Annotated in this window: 12 protein-coding genes; 8 read left to right on the forward strand and 4 right to left on the reverse strand. The window is 43.2% G+C overall.

Features of this window, described 5'->3' with window-relative positions:
* Positions 1 to 15: 15 nt before the first annotated feature.
* Genes R50345_RS07850 through R50345_RS07860 form a run of 3 tightly spaced genes read right to left on the reverse strand, consistent with a single transcriptional unit; the run spans position 16 to position 3,372 of the window.
* A complete protein-coding gene (locus R50345_RS07850; protein WP_197069758.1) occupies positions 16 to 1,185 on the reverse strand; it encodes a glycoside hydrolase family 130 protein in 1,170 nt (389 codons plus the stop codon).
* Positions 1,185 to 2,399 carry an AGE family epimerase/isomerase gene (locus tag R50345_RS07855; RefSeq protein WP_042125495.1) on the reverse strand — a complete coding sequence of 405 codons (1,215 nt, stop codon included), beginning with the start codon at positions 2,397 to 2,399 and terminating at the stop codon, positions 1,185 to 1,187. Before R50345_RS07855 ends, R50345_RS07850 begins: the two co-directional genes overlap by 1 nt.
* 22 nt (positions 2,400 to 2,421) lie before the next feature.
* Complete coding sequence (locus R50345_RS07860) at positions 2,422 to 3,372, reverse strand: glycoside hydrolase family 113 (protein WP_042125496.1); 951 nt, start codon at positions 3,370 to 3,372, stop codon at positions 2,422 to 2,424.
* A 304-nt stretch (positions 3,373 to 3,676) separates the two neighbouring features.
* Between R50345_RS07860 and R50345_RS07865 the strand changes: the two genes are divergently transcribed.
* The 8 genes from R50345_RS07865 (at position 3,677) to R50345_RS07900 (ending at position 15,215) form a co-directional block, all read left to right on the forward strand.
* On the forward strand, positions 3,677 to 4,456 hold the full coding sequence (locus R50345_RS07865) for a response regulator transcription factor (RefSeq protein ID WP_042125498.1): 780 nt from the start codon (positions 3,677 to 3,679) through the stop codon (positions 4,454 to 4,456).
* A 319-nt stretch (positions 4,457 to 4,775) separates the two neighbouring features.
* Positions 4,776 to 6,146 carry an ABC transporter substrate-binding protein gene (locus tag R50345_RS07870; RefSeq protein ID WP_042125500.1) on the forward strand — a complete coding sequence of 457 codons (1,371 nt, stop codon included), beginning with the start codon at positions 4,776 to 4,778 and terminating at the stop codon, positions 6,144 to 6,146.
* A 129-nt stretch (positions 6,147 to 6,275) separates the two neighbouring features.
* Positions 6,276 to 7,157 (forward strand): carbohydrate ABC transporter permease, encoded by an 882-nt coding sequence (locus R50345_RS07875; protein WP_042125503.1) that lies wholly within the window; start codon positions 6,276 to 6,278, stop codon positions 7,155 to 7,157.
* 3 nt (positions 7,158 to 7,160) lie between these two features.
* The gene (locus R50345_RS07880; protein ID WP_042125504.1) at positions 7,161 to 7,994 is read left to right on the forward strand and encodes a carbohydrate ABC transporter permease; all 834 of its coding nucleotides are present in this window, start codon (positions 7,161 to 7,163) and stop codon (positions 7,992 to 7,994) included.
* 72 nt (positions 7,995 to 8,066) lie between these two features.
* Positions 8,067 to 9,098 carry a glycoside hydrolase family 130 protein gene (locus tag R50345_RS07885; protein ID WP_042125506.1) on the forward strand — a complete coding sequence of 344 codons (1,032 nt, stop codon included), beginning with the start codon at positions 8,067 to 8,069 and terminating at the stop codon, positions 9,096 to 9,098.
* A gap of 569 nt (positions 9,099 to 9,667) precedes the next feature.
* Complete coding sequence (locus R50345_RS07890) at positions 9,668 to 10,630, forward strand: acetylxylan esterase (RefSeq protein ID WP_042125507.1); 963 nt, start codon at positions 9,668 to 9,670, stop codon at positions 10,628 to 10,630.
* Between the two features lie 60 nt (positions 10,631 to 10,690).
* The gene (locus tag R50345_RS07895) at positions 10,691 to 12,751 is read left to right on the forward strand and encodes a methyl-accepting chemotaxis protein (RefSeq protein ID WP_231574080.1); all 2,061 of its coding nucleotides are present in this window, start codon (positions 10,691 to 10,693) and stop codon (positions 12,749 to 12,751) included.
* 655 nt (positions 12,752 to 13,406) lie between these two features.
* The gene (locus R50345_RS07900) at positions 13,407 to 15,215 is read left to right on the forward strand and encodes a peptidoglycan D,D-transpeptidase FtsI family protein (RefSeq protein WP_042125509.1); all 1,809 of its coding nucleotides are present in this window, start codon (positions 13,407 to 13,409) and stop codon (positions 15,213 to 15,215) included.
* On the opposite strand, the gene R50345_RS07905 is transcribed toward R50345_RS07900, so the two are convergent.
* The gene (locus tag R50345_RS07905) at positions 15,176 to 16,366 is read right to left on the reverse strand and encodes an AI-2E family transporter (RefSeq protein ID WP_042125511.1); all 1,191 of its coding nucleotides are present in this window, start codon (positions 16,364 to 16,366) and stop codon (positions 15,176 to 15,178) included. The two genes, R50345_RS07900 and R50345_RS07905, sit on opposite strands and share 40 nt — an antisense overlap.
* Positions 16,367 to 16,560 lie beyond the last annotated feature (194 nt).

The following is a 16,560-nucleotide window of genomic DNA, read 5'->3' on the forward strand; positions in this document are numbered from 1 at the left end:
TTTAAAAGCCAAACCCTACAGTGCCAAATTACGATCAATGAGAGCGATACGTTGCTGTACACAAGCATATGAGCGAAGCGGATCCTCAGGAGTGTTCAGCACGTAATCTAACATTTGGTCAACGGTAGTTGTAGCTACATGGATGCGAGTATCGGAGGAAGCGTAGTAAATGTAGATCTCACCGTTATCACGTGCAATCACACCATTACAGAACACGACGTTAGAGACATCCCCGACACGTTCTTCACCGTCTGGTGCGATGAAATGACCGCCTGGTGAATGCGTGACTTTGTTTGGCTCCTCCAAATCAGATAAAAAGGCATAGAGCACGTATCTAAGCCCAGCAGCGGTATTGCGTACACCATGAGCAATATGCAGCCAGCCTTTTGCAGTTTTGATAGGTGCAGGACCTTGACCATTCTTTACTTCCTTGATGGTATGGTAGTGGCGTTCATCCATGATAGTCTCGCTCGTAATCTCGGCATCCTCAATGGTATCCGAGAGTCCCCAGCCAATACCGCCACCGGAGCCTGCATCAATAAAGCCATCCTGTGGGCGAGTGTAGAAGGCATATTTTCCATCTACGAATTCAGGGTGAAGCACCACATTACGCTGCTGAGCAGAACTCGTCTTAAGATCAGCCAGACGTTCCCAGGTCTTCAAATCCTTTGTGCGAACAATACCACATTGTGCTACTGCGCTGGAAAGATCGCCGTGTGGGGCGTTTGGATCTTTGCGTTCTGTACAAAAGAGACCGTAGATCCAGCCATCTTCATGGCTTACGAGGCGCATGTCGTAGACGTTGATATCCGGAACTTCTGTCTCAGGCAGCACGACTGGGTGATCCCAGAAGCGGAAGCCATCCACCCCATTGTCACTTTCAGCTACAGCAAAAAAAGATTTGCGATCATTACCTTCAACGCGGGCTACGAGATAGAACTTGCCGTTCAGTTCAATCGCACCAGGGTTGAATACACCGTTTACACCGATTCTTTCCGCGAAGAAAGGGTTGGTGTCTGGGTTGAAGTCGTAACGCCAGATTAGGGGAGCATGCTCAGCGGTAAGCAGTGGATAAGCATAGCGGTCATAAATACCGTTTCCATAAGGAAGCTTTTCATTTTTACGGGTGATCAGTGTTTCATAACGATCTGTTAATTGTTGTTTGCGTTCTTGAAATAATGACATTATACAGTCTCCTTTATAGTTGATTTCAGTCGTGCGATCATTTCGAAGCAGGCTCTGCTGTTATGATAAGGACATTTCCAGGCACTAACCTTTGGAGCATGAGCTAAAGGCTGGTAATTCTCATCTACACTCCAGTACCATTCGCCTAACTGGTGATCTACCATATATTTATCAATAAAAGTCCAGGAGGCTTGGGCAGCCTCGTTAAATTTGCTGTCACCGGTCAGCTGATAAGCATTATAGAATCCTACAACCGCCTCGGCTTGCGGCCACCAATCTTTCTCTTTGCTCAGTAATCCGTTCGTGTCTGCTTCATTCCATATTCCGCCGTCGTTATCTATGCCTTCCGCAAGAACGGCCTCTGCCATGGAGATGGCTACTGTATGTACACGATGCAGTAGTTCTTCATGTCCAAGCGTTTCTGCTGCTTCCACAAGTAACCAGCTACCTTCGATATCATGTCCGTAGGAGATAATATCTGATTTCACAGTCCATGCTTCATCTAAGAAAAGATGGAAATGCTTGCCTTCCTTATCAATGATATGATCCAGCATTGTTTCGATTAGCTCAGCCAGCTTGCTCTCTAGTTCCTTAGACTTCCATACTCGAAAAAGTCCGGTATAAGCCTCTAACACATGCAGATGCGTATTCATAGATTTTTTCTCATTCATATCCTTACTGCTAAGACTTAGGTTATCCGTGATTTGCCATTCCCGGGATAAAGCTTCAACATAACCTTTATATATAGAATCATAGCCGTATTTCTCTACAAGCTGGAACAATTGAATCGCTTCATCCAATACCTCAGATCGTTCGGTTGCATGGTAGAACTCAGCCAATGCGTAGATAGCAAAAGCTTGGCCGTAGATCTGTTTTTTCTCCTGAGCAGGTTTGCCTTCAGCATCGACCATCCAGTATAAACCGCCATACTCTTTATCGATGAAGTGATCCATCAGATAGGCATAGGCACGTTCTGCCATAGCCAGATATTCTGTCTTGCCGTAAATCCGGTAAGCGCTCGCAAAGGACCATAGAATACGGGCATTAAGCACAAGGCTTTTCTCCGCGTCAGGACTAGTGTTCAGCTGATTGTCAATCTCGCCAACAAATCCCCCATTAATTTTGTCCTTCGTTTGTTTCATCCAAAAACTGAGGATATTACCCTGCAGCTCATCTTCAAGCTGGGTAATCCATAATTCTGGTGAATTAATCATTGGTTATTAGTCACTCCTCACATTACTTATTGATTTTTGAGGTGAAATATTCGTTGATAATCCCTGCGGCTTGCTTGCCATACATACAATAATCATCATTCTGAGCAGCTTCATGAATGGGATAAAGATGAGTAGGCCAGTCCCAGAGCATAAAGCCCTGAACCCAATCTCTGCGCTCACAGCCTTGAAACATTGCCCGATAGAACTTGCTTTGTTCCTCTTGGCTCGGTTCACCCTTTAAGGTCCAGTCATTAGGAATAGCGGCGCTTCCGCTCCGGCTTGGGCAACCGGCTTCCATGAAAAAGAAAGGCTTATTCTGTGATCGCACTACATTCTCAATCCGGTCGAGCTGAGCTTCCCAATCGTTAGCTGGATAATACCCACTTGAAGAAATCACATCGAGCGCATCCCACCAGGTTACGTTGTCCTCCTGATACTTGTCGCAATTGTAAGTAAGAATTCCTGAGTAAACCTTCCGAACCTCAGCAATAAGTGTGCGCCATTCAGTTTCCCGCCTATCCGTTTGTACAAGCTCACAGCCGATACATAACATCTCACAGCCTGTTTCCTCAGCGATGGAGGCATAGTGCAGAATGAATTTGGTATATGAGCTGAACCACTCAGACCATTTAGGCTCGCAAGGAACATCCTTATCGAAAAAGTTAATGTGAGCACGCCAAGTTCCGTCAGCACAATTAACAATCGGCTTCAGGCATACCTTTAACTGTAATGATTTCGCTTTACTGATGGCCGATTTCACTTCTTCATCACTAACGGTTGGAGTTTCCCAATAGGGAATTTCCGTTGAATGAGCGGTAGCTTGAAGCGCACTAAGAGCAATAGCTGTCCAGTTCGCTCCAGTAACTGAAGACATGAGTTCCATCGAACGTTCCGCTTCTTCTGTTTTCCATGAACCACGAGTACCCGAGAAACCCCAGGTTACACCTGCAATGTATTCGTTGTTAAATCGCATTGGAAATCCCCACCTTACATTGAAAATAGAAAAGAGAAAAATTAGCAAATCTTAATTTTGTTATATAGTTATTATTAATTTGTTAGTTTATAATAACAACTTAATTTAGTTATATACTTTTTCGAAGATGATTTCAAGGACAATTTATAGTTGCGGCTGGGAAATTTGAATAACTTTCGTTATAGTAAATACAAGACTATAAATGAGCGCAATCCTACATTGACGTAATAGATGGGGAGAATACTATTCGTGATGATAGCGCAATCATAATAACTGGCCGATACAACTGGAGGGAAGTACTCAAATGATAAATATTATGATTGCGGACGACGAGGAAGTCATTCGCAGAGGGCTTGAAAAAATCACATCCAGGATGGAATTAGACGTACATGTAATTGGATCCTACGGAAACGGGTTGGAAGCTTGGGAGCATATTGAAAAGTTATCCCGAGAGGATATGGATCTGCTTATTACAGATATAAAAATGCCTAGAATGGATGGTTTTAAGCTAATTGAACAGGTTAGAGGACAGATGGAGGATATGCCTATTGCCGTTCTTAGTGGATTCAGTGAATTTGAATATGCCCGCCGAGCAATCCGTCATGGGGTGATGGATTATTTACTAAAACCGATTGATAAGACTCAGCTATATGAACTCCTCAAGAGAGTAGAGGGTGCGAAGAAAAAGAACGTCAAAGACCAGGAGGAGATGTTCTCTCAAGCGGCAGACGGTGGAGAGCATTACGTAGTTGAACAGACTAAGAGCATACTGGAGAGGGAGTATGATCAGAACTTCGAACTCGAGCGCTTGGCGGAGACCGTCGGTATGAATGCGAGCTACCTCAGCCGTTTGTTCAAAATAAAGACGGGCCTAACTATAACCGATTATCTAATTCGGATTCGTATTACTAAGGCGAAAGAATTGCTGATGGAGCATCCTGACCTGAAAAATTATGAAATTGCCGATAAAGTAGGTTATAGTGATCCTGTTTATTTTAATAAATTGTTCAAGAAAATGTGTGGTATGACACCAAAGGATTATAAAAGCGGCTGTAAAATATCGAAAATGGAACGAGAGTTTTAGACTTATATAGGAAGCTATTATTTAAGAGGGCGATAAGCTCTCTTTTTTTGTGGTTATTTTCGATAAATTATATAACAGAATATAAATAACAAAAACAAAAATAACAAATACAAGACCAGAAAAAGCAATTCAAACCATCGTTTTGCGTTAAAAATAGATTTATAATGAGTTTGTAAGCGATATCATCACTTGTTTTCATGAGTAATTCAATAATTGTGGAATTGATAAATACTCATTTCAACTATTTGTGATGATAAAAGTTATTATTTTGTTATCTACTAAAAATTAGATTTGAAACGAAGAGAGGGGTCGTAAAAGCATGAAAAAAGGCAAAACAATAGTGAGCTTAATGGCACTGACACTTGTTGCGGGATTGTTTAGCGGTTGTTCCTCAAACAACAACTCCAACAATGAGGGTGCAAAGAACACAGGGAATAAGGGGACATCCACAGAGGCTTCTTCAGCTCCAGCTGAGGATACGGCAGCCAAAGATATTAAAGGGGATATTACAGTAATTACTCAAAGAACGGATATTGTTGATACCGTATTCAAAGAGTATGCGGCTAAGTTCAATGAAAAATATCCTGATGTAAAAGTAAACTTTGAGGCGCTTGCAACTTACGAAGATCAAATTAAAATCCGGATGAGTACTAGTGACTACGGCGATGTTCTTTTGTTACCTACAAGTATAGCAATTAAAGATATTCCCGATTTCTTTGAACCACTGGGTAAACTCGAAGATATGAGCAAGCAGTATACAGGTGTGGAAGAGCGTGCAGTAGACGGCGTTGCCTACGGAATTCCAATGACAATCAACTTTAATGGTGTGATTTACAATAAACAGGTCTTCAAAGACGCTGGGATTACAGAGGTTCCAAGAACCCCTGAACAATTCTTGACGGCTCTTCAATCGATTAAAGATAAGACAAAAGCAGTGCCTTTGTACACAAACTACGCAGCGGGCTGGACATTAACGCAATGGGAAGCGGATCTGGCTACGGTTGCCGGCAATCGTGACTATGTCAATATCGGTCAAGTTGCTAGCGACGATAACTATGTTCCAGGTCAACCTCACTATGAGCTGTACAAAATTCTATATGATGCAGCACAAAAAGGTTTGATTGAAGAAGACCCAACGACTTCAGATTGGGAATCTTCCAAAGCAGATCTAGCAAACGGAAAAATCGGTACTATGGTTCTTGGATCTTGGGCGATTGGTCAAATTAAAGGCCTTGCTGCTAACCCAGATGACGTTGGCTTTATGCCATTCCCTACGAATGCAGAAAAAGTGCTTGTACCACTTGCAGGTGACTACAATCTGGGTGTTAGCATTCACAGTAAAAACAAAGAAGCGGCTAGAGCTTGGGTGGATTGGTTCATTAACGAATCTGGCTACCCTACCACCGAAGGTGGTGGTATGAGTCCGGCTATCGGTGCTGAGCTTCCCGAAATTTTGAAACAATATGAAGGCACTGAAGTAACATTTGACACACTTGCAGCTGCTAAAGCTGGTGAAGAAGGCTGGTCCGATGAAATCGACAAGCAAGCTGAAATTGGTGCTTGGCAGCCAGACTTCAAGAAACGCATTATTGAAGCAGCGATCGGTAACAGAAAAGAATCCTATGACGATATCATGAAGGATCTTAACGATAAGTGGAAAGCTGCCCGCGCAAAAGTCACAGCACAGTAAAAACTATAAGTATTCTAAATGCTATAGGCTGTAGTGAATGTCGGAGGGGATATGCTAATGGGCATTTCCCCCTTCACATTTAATTAAGTCTTTACTAAATGAGGAAGCTTTCTTCTGGAGGTGTATCGGGTGTTCAAGTTTTCAAATTTGAGTTATAGAAATCAACGGATCGCGATAATATTCTTGTTCTCCTTAGTACCGATCGTATTACTGCTCACCTTTGCTTATTATCCAGTTATAAATATGTTTCGGTATAGCTTCACAAGCTGGAATGGACTAAGCAAAAATATGGAGTATATCGGGTTTGAGAACTACAAGACCATTTTTACGAATCCCGAATATTTTTCTGTTTTTAAAGTCAGTTTGTATTATTTCTTTACCACCTTTATTCAGATGGGGCTTGCCTTATATTTCGCAACGATTCTAAGCTTTAGTGTTCGTATGAAAAATCTGTTCAAAGGGATTTTGTTCTTTCCAACCTTGCTAAACGGTGTGGCGATCGGATTTATCTTCCTTTTCTTTTTCAAACCGGAAGGAACTCTGGATACGATTCTAAGCTTGATCGGACTTAGCGGTTTACAGCAAAAATGGCTTCTCAATCCGAATTTGATAAACTTCTCGCTTGCCGGCGCATCACTTTGGAGATATATGGGGATGAACTTCCTGATCTTCCTAGGCGCTATTTCATCGATCGGTAAGGATGTTTATGAGGCCGCTGATATTGACGGTGCAAATAGGTGGCATCAATTTATTCATATTATTATGCCAAGTATCAAACGAATTCTGCAACTGAATCTAATCCTCGCTATTAGTGGTGCGATTGGTGTATTTGAAATTCCGTATGTCATGACAGGCGGCTCTAACGGAAGTAGCACATTTGTTATTCAGACGGTAGATGTGGCTTTCAAATACAGCAAAGTTGGATTAGCGTCAGCGATGGCCGTAGTATTGCTTGGAATTGTATTATTAGTTACTATTCTGCAGCGCGTTCTGATCAAGGAGGAGAAATAAACTATGCATTCAGCAAAATATACCACTGCTAGTATATTCAAATATCTCACCTTGATTTTGGGAGCACTTGCAGCGTTGATACCTATCGTTGTCGTATTTTTCGCTTCGTTAAAAACAGGAACAGAGTATTCTTCAACCGGGCCGCTAACTATGCCTGAAAATTGGTTGAACTTCTCCAACTACACAAAGGCTTTTGTAGACGGGAAAATGCTTCTAGGCTTTAAGAACACAGTCATTATCGTTGTGATTTCTATTGCGGGTGCAACGTTAACGGGTTCGATGATGGCTTACATTTTATCTCGTTTCAAATTTAAAGGCAGTAAAGTCCTCATCAGTATGTTTCTGATTGCTACCCTGATTCCGGGTGTTACTACGCAAGTGGCGACTTTCCAAATCATCAATCACTTGGGCTTGTTTAATACCAGATGGGCACCTATCGTAATGTACCTCGGTACGGATATTATCGCTGTATATATTTTTATGCAGTTCCTGGATTCGATCTCCGAATCACTGGATGAATCCGCGATGCTGGACGGAGCTTCTTATTGGACGATTTATTGGAGAATTATTTTGCCATTGCTGAAGCCGGCGATTGTGACAGTAATTATTGTGAAGGGCGTAAATATTTATAACGATTTTTACACGCCTTTCCTATATATGCCGAAAACAGATCTCCAAACGATCTCGACAGCACTCTTTAAGTTTAAAGGTCCATATGGATCACAGTGGGAAGTCATATGTGCGGCGATTATGATCGCAATTATTCCGACATTGGTTGTGTTTACCGCGTTGCAAAAGTATATCTACAATGGATTTTCGCAAGGTTCAGTAAAGTGAGTTAGTAGATTTAATAACTTTATTAGATAAAATAGCAACTCGATAGGTTGCATACATTTGGAGGGAATACTAATGAGTGAAGTGAAATTGGTAGGAGCTAGTGCAATTAACATCCCTAATATGCCTTGGCAGGATAAGCCTGCTGGCTACGAGAATCCGATTTGGAGACATAATGATAACCCGGTTATCAAGAGAAATCCTGCAAAAGGTGTGGCGCGTATTTTTAATAGTGCGGTTGCTGCGTATGAAGGTAGCTTTATCGGAGTATTTCGTGTAGAAGATAACACAACTCGCCCACATCTGCGTATGGGACATAGTGTTGACGGTCTGGATTGGAAGATTGATGATGAGCCGATCCAATTTATAGATGAAGAAGGTAAACCTTATCAGCCGCGTTATGCTTACGATCCACGTCTGGTTAAGGTCGAAGATACATTTTATATTATCTGGTGTACTGATTTCTACGGTGCAGCAATCGGTGTAGCTAAAACACAAGATTTCAAAACATTTATCAGCTTGGAAAACCCATTCCTACCCTTCAACCGGAACGGCGTATTGTTTCCAAGAAAAATCAACAATAACTTCGTGATGTTGTCCCGTCCAAGTGACAGTGGTCATACACCATTCGGTGATGTATTCCTTAGTGAGAGTCCTGACTTTGTATATTGGGGTAAACACCGCCATGTGATGAGTAAAGGTGGTCAAGGCTGGTGGCAAAGTGTCAAGATTGGCGGCGGACCTGCACCGATTGAAACTACAGAAGGCTGGTTGATGTTCTACCATGGCGTTACTGGAACCTGCAACGGTCTTGTATATAGCATGGGCGCGGTTATTTTGGATATTAATGAGCCTTCGAAGGTGAAATATCGCTCAAAGAACTTCGTATTAACACCGGAAGAATGGTACGAGGAAAGAGGTTTTGTTAATAACGTTCTTTTCCCATGTGCTACTCTGCATGATGCAGAAACCGGTCATATCGCTATCTATTATGGCGCTGCTGATACTTATGTAGGCGTTGCTTATACAACGGTTGATGAAATCGTCAACTATGTGATCGACACCCATGAAGAGGTTGGGGACGATGCGGGTTTAGGCAAAATCTAATAGGGTGAGCAATCTTTTTGGGAACAACTTTTTGTTAGAGTGAAATTGGGTAGATGCTTGGCGCTGTGTTTTGATGCTGGGTTCTGCACGTTACGCGCTCTATGTTCATTGATTTGGGCTTTTCATTGCATTCTTTGCAATAGAAACTTTCGATTTTGTCTGAAAAATAGAATCTATTGCACTCTCTGCAATGGATTTCCGCAAAAATAGATTTTATGCTCGTTTTCGCTCAAGTGATTGCACAGAGTGCAATAGAACACCGATTGACGCTCATATGGAGTGATTCTATTGCACAAAGTACACTTAAACTAACCTGTTTGGTGATGTTTAGTGTAAATAGCTGCATATTGTACACTTATCTCAGGCGATTTGCCTCGTAATCCCTGCTGTGAGCAAATTTAGTTGTATAGATTGCAATTAAATGAACAACACATATATTTTGCTGTAAATAGTTGCAGAAAGTGCAATTATCGAGCTCTTGTTATTAGTAAAACGAACGGAAAATCCGATTCAGAGGGTTTTCCGTTTCCATTATTTTTAAGAGGGAAAACCTAAAGGAGGATCTTAATATGGGAAGCGACATGACATTGTCACAATTGAAAAATTATAACGGAAGCAGCCCAAAGCCGGATGATTTCAATTCATTTTGGGAGCGGGCTTTGCGTGATCTAGACGCCCAGTCACTAGAGTATGAACTAGAGCCTGCGGAGTTTGTCAGCGAGCTGGCAGAATGTTTTCATCTCTATTTTACCGGCGTTGGCGGAGCAAGAATCCATTGTAAATATGTAAGACCGAAGAAAAGAGGGTCAGAAAAAGGTTCCGGTGTAGTGATGTTCCACGGATATTCCTGTGACAGTGGCGATTGGATGGAGAAGGTGACTTATGCGGCCCATGGGATTAGTGTCCTTGCGATGGATTGCCGGGGACAGGGCGGACTTTCCGAGGATAATCTAACTGTAAAAGGCACAACCATTCGTGGACATATTATTCGCGGCATTGACGATCCTAATCCGCACAACCTTTACTATCGTAATGTGTTTCTGGATACAGCGCAGACTGCTCGAATATTGATGTCTATGGAAGAAGTTGATCCAGCACGAGTAGGTGCTTTTGGTTTATCTCAAGGCGGAGCGCTTACTGTAGCTTGTGCAGCATTAGAGCCGCGTGTGAGCATGGCCGTTCCTGTGTATCCGTTTCTTTCAGATTATAGACGGGCTTGGGAGCTTGATATTACTACTTCAGCTTATGAGGAAATTAACTATTATTTCCGCTTTTTTGACCCCCATCATTTACGTGAAGACGAGATTTTTAATAGACTGGCTTACATCGATATTCAGAATCTCGCGGAGCGAATTCAAGCCAAAATGTTGTGGGTTACAGGGTTATCCGATGTGATTTGTCCACCTTCAACGCAGTTTGCCACATACAACAAAGTACTAGCGCCCAAAGAGCTTATGGTTTATTATGAGTACGGACATGAGTATTTGCCATATCTTTCCGATCGGGTGTTACAAATGTTCATGACCTTGTAAACGATAAGCCAGTAGGCATAACAGACGACAACGGTGGTGAATGATTAGATGAAAGTACAAGTGAAAAAAGAAAAAGGACGGTTCCAGCTGCATCCATCCAAATCCATTGGGGTGCGGCTTTTTCTCATCTTCTTTGTTTCGACGATGGTGCTCGTGCTCTCGCTTGGCTACACTTCCTATTCCGTAGCAGAGCATACGATCGAGACTAATGCGCTGTCAGCCAATCAACAGACAGTCGTTCAAACCGCTGAGAAGTTTGATGTGGAATTGTTACGTTATGAGGATGGTCTAGGAAGAATCTTGTACAACAATGAAATTCAAAATGCACTCAAACAAGGGAATAATCCCACTACAAGTAATGAGGAACGTAAGGTACTGTCTAATCAGGTTAGTGCGGAGCTAAATGATTGGCTCACTGCTTCAAACGGTGTGGAAGCCGTATACCTTATTCCGATGAATGAAGGTTTTCCAATTTCTTCGGCGGGTACAAAAGATAATGCTTTTATTGAGAGTTTCAAAGAATCCTCATGGTTTAAGCAGCTAGTGGAGAAGCCGCAGAGTGTATGGATTCCACGTGAGTTACAGGGCCAGGAAGGAAATACGTCAGGTGTTTTCCATTTGGCTAAATCGATTGCCGGTGATTCTAAAAGCTCGGGATACATAGTCATTAGTGATATCAGAATTAGCGAATTAGAAAATCAGCTTCGTAAAGTAGATCTTGGAGCAGGCTCCTACATGCAATTGCTGACGAATAAGGATGAATTGATTGCCTCTTCTCAGCAAGTGGGGACGGATACATATTTGAATCTGGGAGGAACGCTTCTGGGGGGGCTGCAGAATACAGCAGGGTCATTGCCAACAAAGGATGAGAAGGGGAAATCCATATTAGCTGTCTATGGAACACTAGAAACCTCGGGATGGCGATTACTTGGTGTTGTACCCGCTGAGAACTTGACGAAAGACGCGCTGCGTATTCTCAAGACTACCTATCTTATCGTAGCTGTAGCGGCAGTTATCGCGATTCTGATTGGGTACTGGATGGTAAGAATGGTATCTCGTCCGTTGACCAGACTTAAGAATCTGATGTCTGAGGGAGCCGAAGGGAATCTAGGAGTGCGTACGAATATCACCTCACGTGATGAAATCGGTCAGTTATCCAGCTCTTTTAACATGATGATGGAACGGATAACAGAGCTGGTTATTCATACGAATGAAACAGCTCAGAAGGTACTGGAAACCGCCGATGAGCTTAGCGGTGTATCACGTAAGACAGCTGATGCAGCCATGGATATTGCCGCGGCCACGGAAGAAATTGCGGGTGGTGCTGGAAGTCTAGCCTTGGAAGCTGATCGTGGCAATGAGTTGACGGGGCAAATTTCGGTACAGATGGATTTAGTCAATTCAGCTACTCACGAGATGGATCATACTGCACACAGCATCGGCGAACTCAGTGAGGAAGGTTTCAACAGATTGAAAGAATTACTTAATGAGACGAATAGGACGGGCCTGAAGACGAATCAGCTTGTGATGAAGGTTAACGAGCTGACAGAAACGGCATCTTCCGTTATGAAGGTTCTTAATGTGATGCAAAATATTACTCAGCAGACGAATGTCTTGTCTCTGAATGCCACCATTGAAGCAGCAAGAGCAGGCGAGGCTGGACGCGGATTCATGGTGGTAGCTGATGAAATACGCCAGCTTGCTGATCAATCGAAAGAGTCTATTGCTGTTGTGGCAGAAATAACAGATACCGTAATGAGAGATATGAACGAGACAGTTGTGGTTCTATCAGAAGTTGCACCGCTTTTTAATCAGCAAATGACCTCCGTGCAGAGCACTAGCGATATCTTCGTATCTGTACAGGATCAGATGCAGCATTTTATCGCACGTCTGAATGCTGTAACTGTGTCGATGGACAGCCTGAGCCAATCGCAAAAGGTTCTATCCGATTCGATGAGCAACGTAAGCTCAATAGCTGAGGAATCATCAGCTGCATCTCAAGAGGTTGCCTCACTCAGTGGAGAGCAACAAAGTGTAAGTGATCATTTGGTAGAGCTTTCTTTGAAGCTGGAGGATGCATCCTTGCAGTTAAAGGAGAAATTATCGAAGTTCAGCGTGTAGAGTAGTCTTAACAGAATACTAAATTAAAGAACCGCTTATTCCTTTAGGAGAAGCGGTTCTTTGTTTTGAGCGGCATGAAGCCAGTATAAAATAATCCAGATGCATCTGAAGATAGTCTAGATAAGCCCGAGAAACGACCCTACGAACCTACTGATCTGAAGGCAAACATTACGTTACATTGCAGATAGTACAATAGAAAACGCCATTTCCGCTCATAAAATAACATCTACTGCACTCTGTGCAATCAAACTACTGGAAATATGCTATTAAAGGGCATTTTTCATTTATTGGTTGTACAAAATACAAACGAATTACAATTCAGCACGATTTTTAAAATTCTGCTGCACAAAATACAACGACTCTACCAGAAAATAAACATTACACATCAATTACTTATGTGTAACGGACTCAGATGCAGCTATTTGTGCATTTTGCTGCTTATGGGGTGAGTTGCGGACTCGAGAGTCCGAACGCTTTACTGGTGAGGTGATAAATGAAACAGAAGGACAAACGCTTACCGTCCCTACAAGGACGACGTAGGCGTTTTTGTTTGGAAAAAAATTTTTGCTACTGATGTTGTGAAGGCAAATTTATGGCGATTCTAATGGATGTAGGTGGGACATAATAGTGTGGAGTCTGATCAGGAGGGAAGACATTGCGTAATAACAAACACCGGCGTGTATTCAGCGGTCTTCTTATTTTATCTGCGGCTGTAGCCGTGTTGATCCTTAGGCTGGCGTGGGTTCAACTAATTATGAAGGAACAGACGGTTCCTGGAACAAAATATACACTTGCGAAGATGGCGGAAATTCAAAGTGAACGGGAGACGGTACTGGACAGTGGTCGGGGACGTCTGTATGACCGCAAGAATGAACCCCTTGCCGGGGAAACTATTTGGACGGCGGCGTTTTTTCCACAGGAGGAGATGGCTAAGAAACCTGTGACGAAGGTTGTTTACGAAGAAGCGAAACCCATGCACCGACTGGCGGAGATTCTGGGTGTCAGCTATGAACAACTGCTGAATAAGCGTTCTTCGCTTAAAGAACCTTTACTTTGGCCATCTTCAGTGGGAAAAGAACCCCTCGCGTTGTCCCAGGCACAGGCAGAAGAAGTGAGTGCACTGGGGATTGACGGAGTAGGCGTGCTTCCTTTCGCACGCAGATATGATGGGAATTCTTCAGGTCGGCAATGGCTAGGCTATTTATCGGAAGCCACCATGCATGCTGGAGCTAAAGCCTCTCCTACGGGTCTTAGAGTTCCTATGACGGGAACGGACGGTTTAGAGAAGACATTAGAGCCTTTGCTTCAAGGGGTAGGACACACGGAAGCATATGTTCAAGTGGATGCGCGTGGGAATCGCCTTCCAGGCAGCCCCATCCAAGTTAAAGCACCGGGCAATCCTTATTTCCCTTTGTCTTTATATACAACGATTGATAAGAAGCTTCAGGAGGGGATTGAGGCGCTAGCGCTTAAATCCGGAATGAAGGAAGGAGCCATAGTGGTGTTAGACACCGGCACGGGAGATATTGAAGCCATGGTATCTTTACCCTTCTATAACCCAGAGAAGATATCTCCTCAAGGGGGGGAGTGGAATAACCGGGCGCTCCAGGCCGCCGTTCCTGGATCGATCTTCAAAATCGTTACAGCCGCCGCAGCGTTAGAAGCGGGTGTAACCTCCGCTGACGAGCTTTTTTATTGTTCAGGGCAATATGAGAAATATGGATTGTCTTGCCTGACAGGAAAGGGACACGGCCCCCTTACGCTGGCGCAAGGATTTGCCGTGTCCTGTAATACTGTATTTGCTGCTCTGGCAGAGCGATTGAGCGGTGTTCAGCTTCAATCAACAGCATTTGCGCTAGGACTTGGAAGAGATATTAGCTGGCAAGCCGAAAAGACGCTTGGGTTCCCACTTCTAAAACCACTAGCCGGCGAGCAAAAGGGGACCATCTTCACTACCTTACTTCCAGATGACAAGGGAGCCAGGGTACAGACTGCAATTGGACAGCGAGATGTGCAAGTCACACCTTTACAAGCAGCAAATCTAATCGTAACGCTACTGCATGGTGGGGAAGTAAGAGCGCCAAGAATCCTGCAGCGAGTCACATTTGCAAATGGACAGAAGCTGGAGGAGCTTCCGGGTCATCTGTCCCCATCCTCCGCAGGTAGGATCTCTAAGGCTACAGCCCGCCAGTTACTGTCCATGATGCGCAAAGTAGTGACGGAAGGCACCGGAACTCGTCTACAAAGCACACACTGGCCCCTTGCAGGTAAATCAGGGACGGCACAGACCCAAGTTAAGGGTATAGCACGCAACAATCAATGGTTTATCGGCTACGGTCCAGTGGATCACCCAAGATATGCTGTATCAGTTGCTGTAGAGAATGTCGCTCCGGACAGTCCGCATCTTGCCATTAAGCTGTTCGGTCAGATATTTGATTTGTTATCGGATTCGTCAGAAGCTTGAGTCTCCGGAGGAGCAGGAGTAGCCTTGCCCTTAGATGAAGGGCCGTTTGCGGCAAAGGGCGAAACGATAAACTCCTCTTGAGGCAAATAGATCCAGCTCTGAAGATATCCTTGTTGGATAAGCTCTTTGATTAGAATAAGCAGAATTGGCGACAGGATCAGACCGGCCATACCGAAAGCAGATGTGGACAGAATGACGAAGGACAGCATTAGAAAAGCTGACGAAACGCCAATCGAATTCCCGGTAATCTTAGGCTCAAGCAGTTGTCTTACAATCAGTACAATTGCGAGGAGTATGATTAGACCGATTGCTAAAGAGGTATTGCCAACAATGAACAGATAGATAATCCAAGGGACTAAAATCGTTGTTACACCTAGGAGCGGCAAGACATCAAATACAGCACAGATAAGCGCCATAGTGATTTCGTTACCGGTTCTTAGTATGAATAAGCCAACCAGTACGATAACAAAGGTAATGCTGATCAGAATAAGCTGAGCTTTTAAATAAGAGCCGATGGCTTTAAATACATTACCCTGCAAAAAGGCATAAGCGGTTTTAAATGTTTTTGGCATTTTGTCATGGGCGATTTTGCGCCAGTCTTTAATTTCCATACTAAGAAAAAATGCTAAAATAATGGCAATCCCAAAATTGGCCATGAAAGAGGAAAAGGATCCAAGAACACCGACCATGTATTTTAGAAAAGCAACAAGCCATCCAGTAAGGACATTCGTGGCATCTTTAAAGTATCCATTCACTTTGTCGGTAATATCAGGCGGCAGGCTATCGATTTTTTGCTGAAGGTAGGTTGTGAATTCCGCGAAATGTTGTTGTACCACATATGTATACTTAGGAAGATTATCTTGAAAGTGAAGCGCTTGGATCGTGACCAATAGCCCAGCACCAAATAACGTACCTAGAAGAACGATTAGAAACAGAAGCACTGAGATTGCCGAAGCGAATGGTTTGGCTAGCCCCCGTCGGTTCAAGAAACGGGCAAGTGGTTCAATAAGCAAAAATACAAAAAAAGATAGGAATACAGGTGCAGCTAACTGATACAATTTACTGAAGGCAAACATAACCAGATAGACCGTGAGGACAATTAATCCAATGTCGAAGAACGTGCGCCAATATTTTTTGTATAACGGCAGCATAGATATAAACAACTCCCTCTTTAAATTGTTGATAGGTCAGGTTGAATACATTGTACATGATTTTACTTAAAAAACGTCTATTTCTTTGATACATGTGTTAAAATAGGGGGTAACGTATTTTTTGTCTAATTTCACTTGGCCGTATCACAGGTTCTGCTTGCAGACGTAAGGCGAGCCAAAGTCAACTCTGGAAA

Origin of the sequence: Paenibacillus sp. FSL R5-0345 (genome assembly GCF_000758585.1) — a bacterium.
GTDB lineage: Bacteria > Bacillota > Bacilli > Paenibacillales > Paenibacillaceae > Paenibacillus_AQ.

What these genes read in the sequence shown, in the direction of transcription:
- R50345_RS07890 (WP_042125507.1), top strand. Translation starts at nt 9,668, where the DNA reads ATGGGAAGCGACATGACATTGTCACAATTGAAAAATTATAACGGAAGC.
- R50345_RS07880 (WP_042125504.1), top strand. Translation starts at nt 7,161, where the DNA reads ATGCATTCAGCAAAATATACCACTGCTAGTATATTCAAATATCTCACC.
- R50345_RS07870 (WP_042125500.1), top strand. Translation starts at nt 4,776, where the DNA reads ATGAAAAAAGGCAAAACAATAGTGAGCTTAATGGCACTGACACTTGTT.
- R50345_RS07850 (WP_197069758.1), bottom strand. Translation starts at nt 1,185, where the DNA reads ATGTCATTATTTCAAGAACGCAAACAACAATTAACAGATCGTTATGAA.
- R50345_RS07865 (WP_042125498.1), top strand. Translation starts at nt 3,677, where the DNA reads ATGATAAATATTATGATTGCGGACGACGAGGAAGTCATTCGCAGAGGG.
- R50345_RS07905 (WP_042125511.1), bottom strand. Translation starts at nt 16,366, where the DNA reads ATGCTGCCGTTATACAAAAAATATTGGCGCACGTTCTTCGACATTGGA.
- R50345_RS07885 (WP_042125506.1), top strand. Translation starts at nt 8,067, where the DNA reads ATGAGTGAAGTGAAATTGGTAGGAGCTAGTGCAATTAACATCCCTAAT.
- R50345_RS07855 (WP_042125495.1), bottom strand. Translation starts at nt 2,399, where the DNA reads ATGATTAATTCACCAGAATTATGGATTACCCAGCTTGAAGATGAGCTG.
- R50345_RS07860 (WP_042125496.1), bottom strand. Translation starts at nt 3,372, where the DNA reads ATGCGATTTAACAACGAATACATTGCAGGTGTAACCTGGGGTTTCTCG.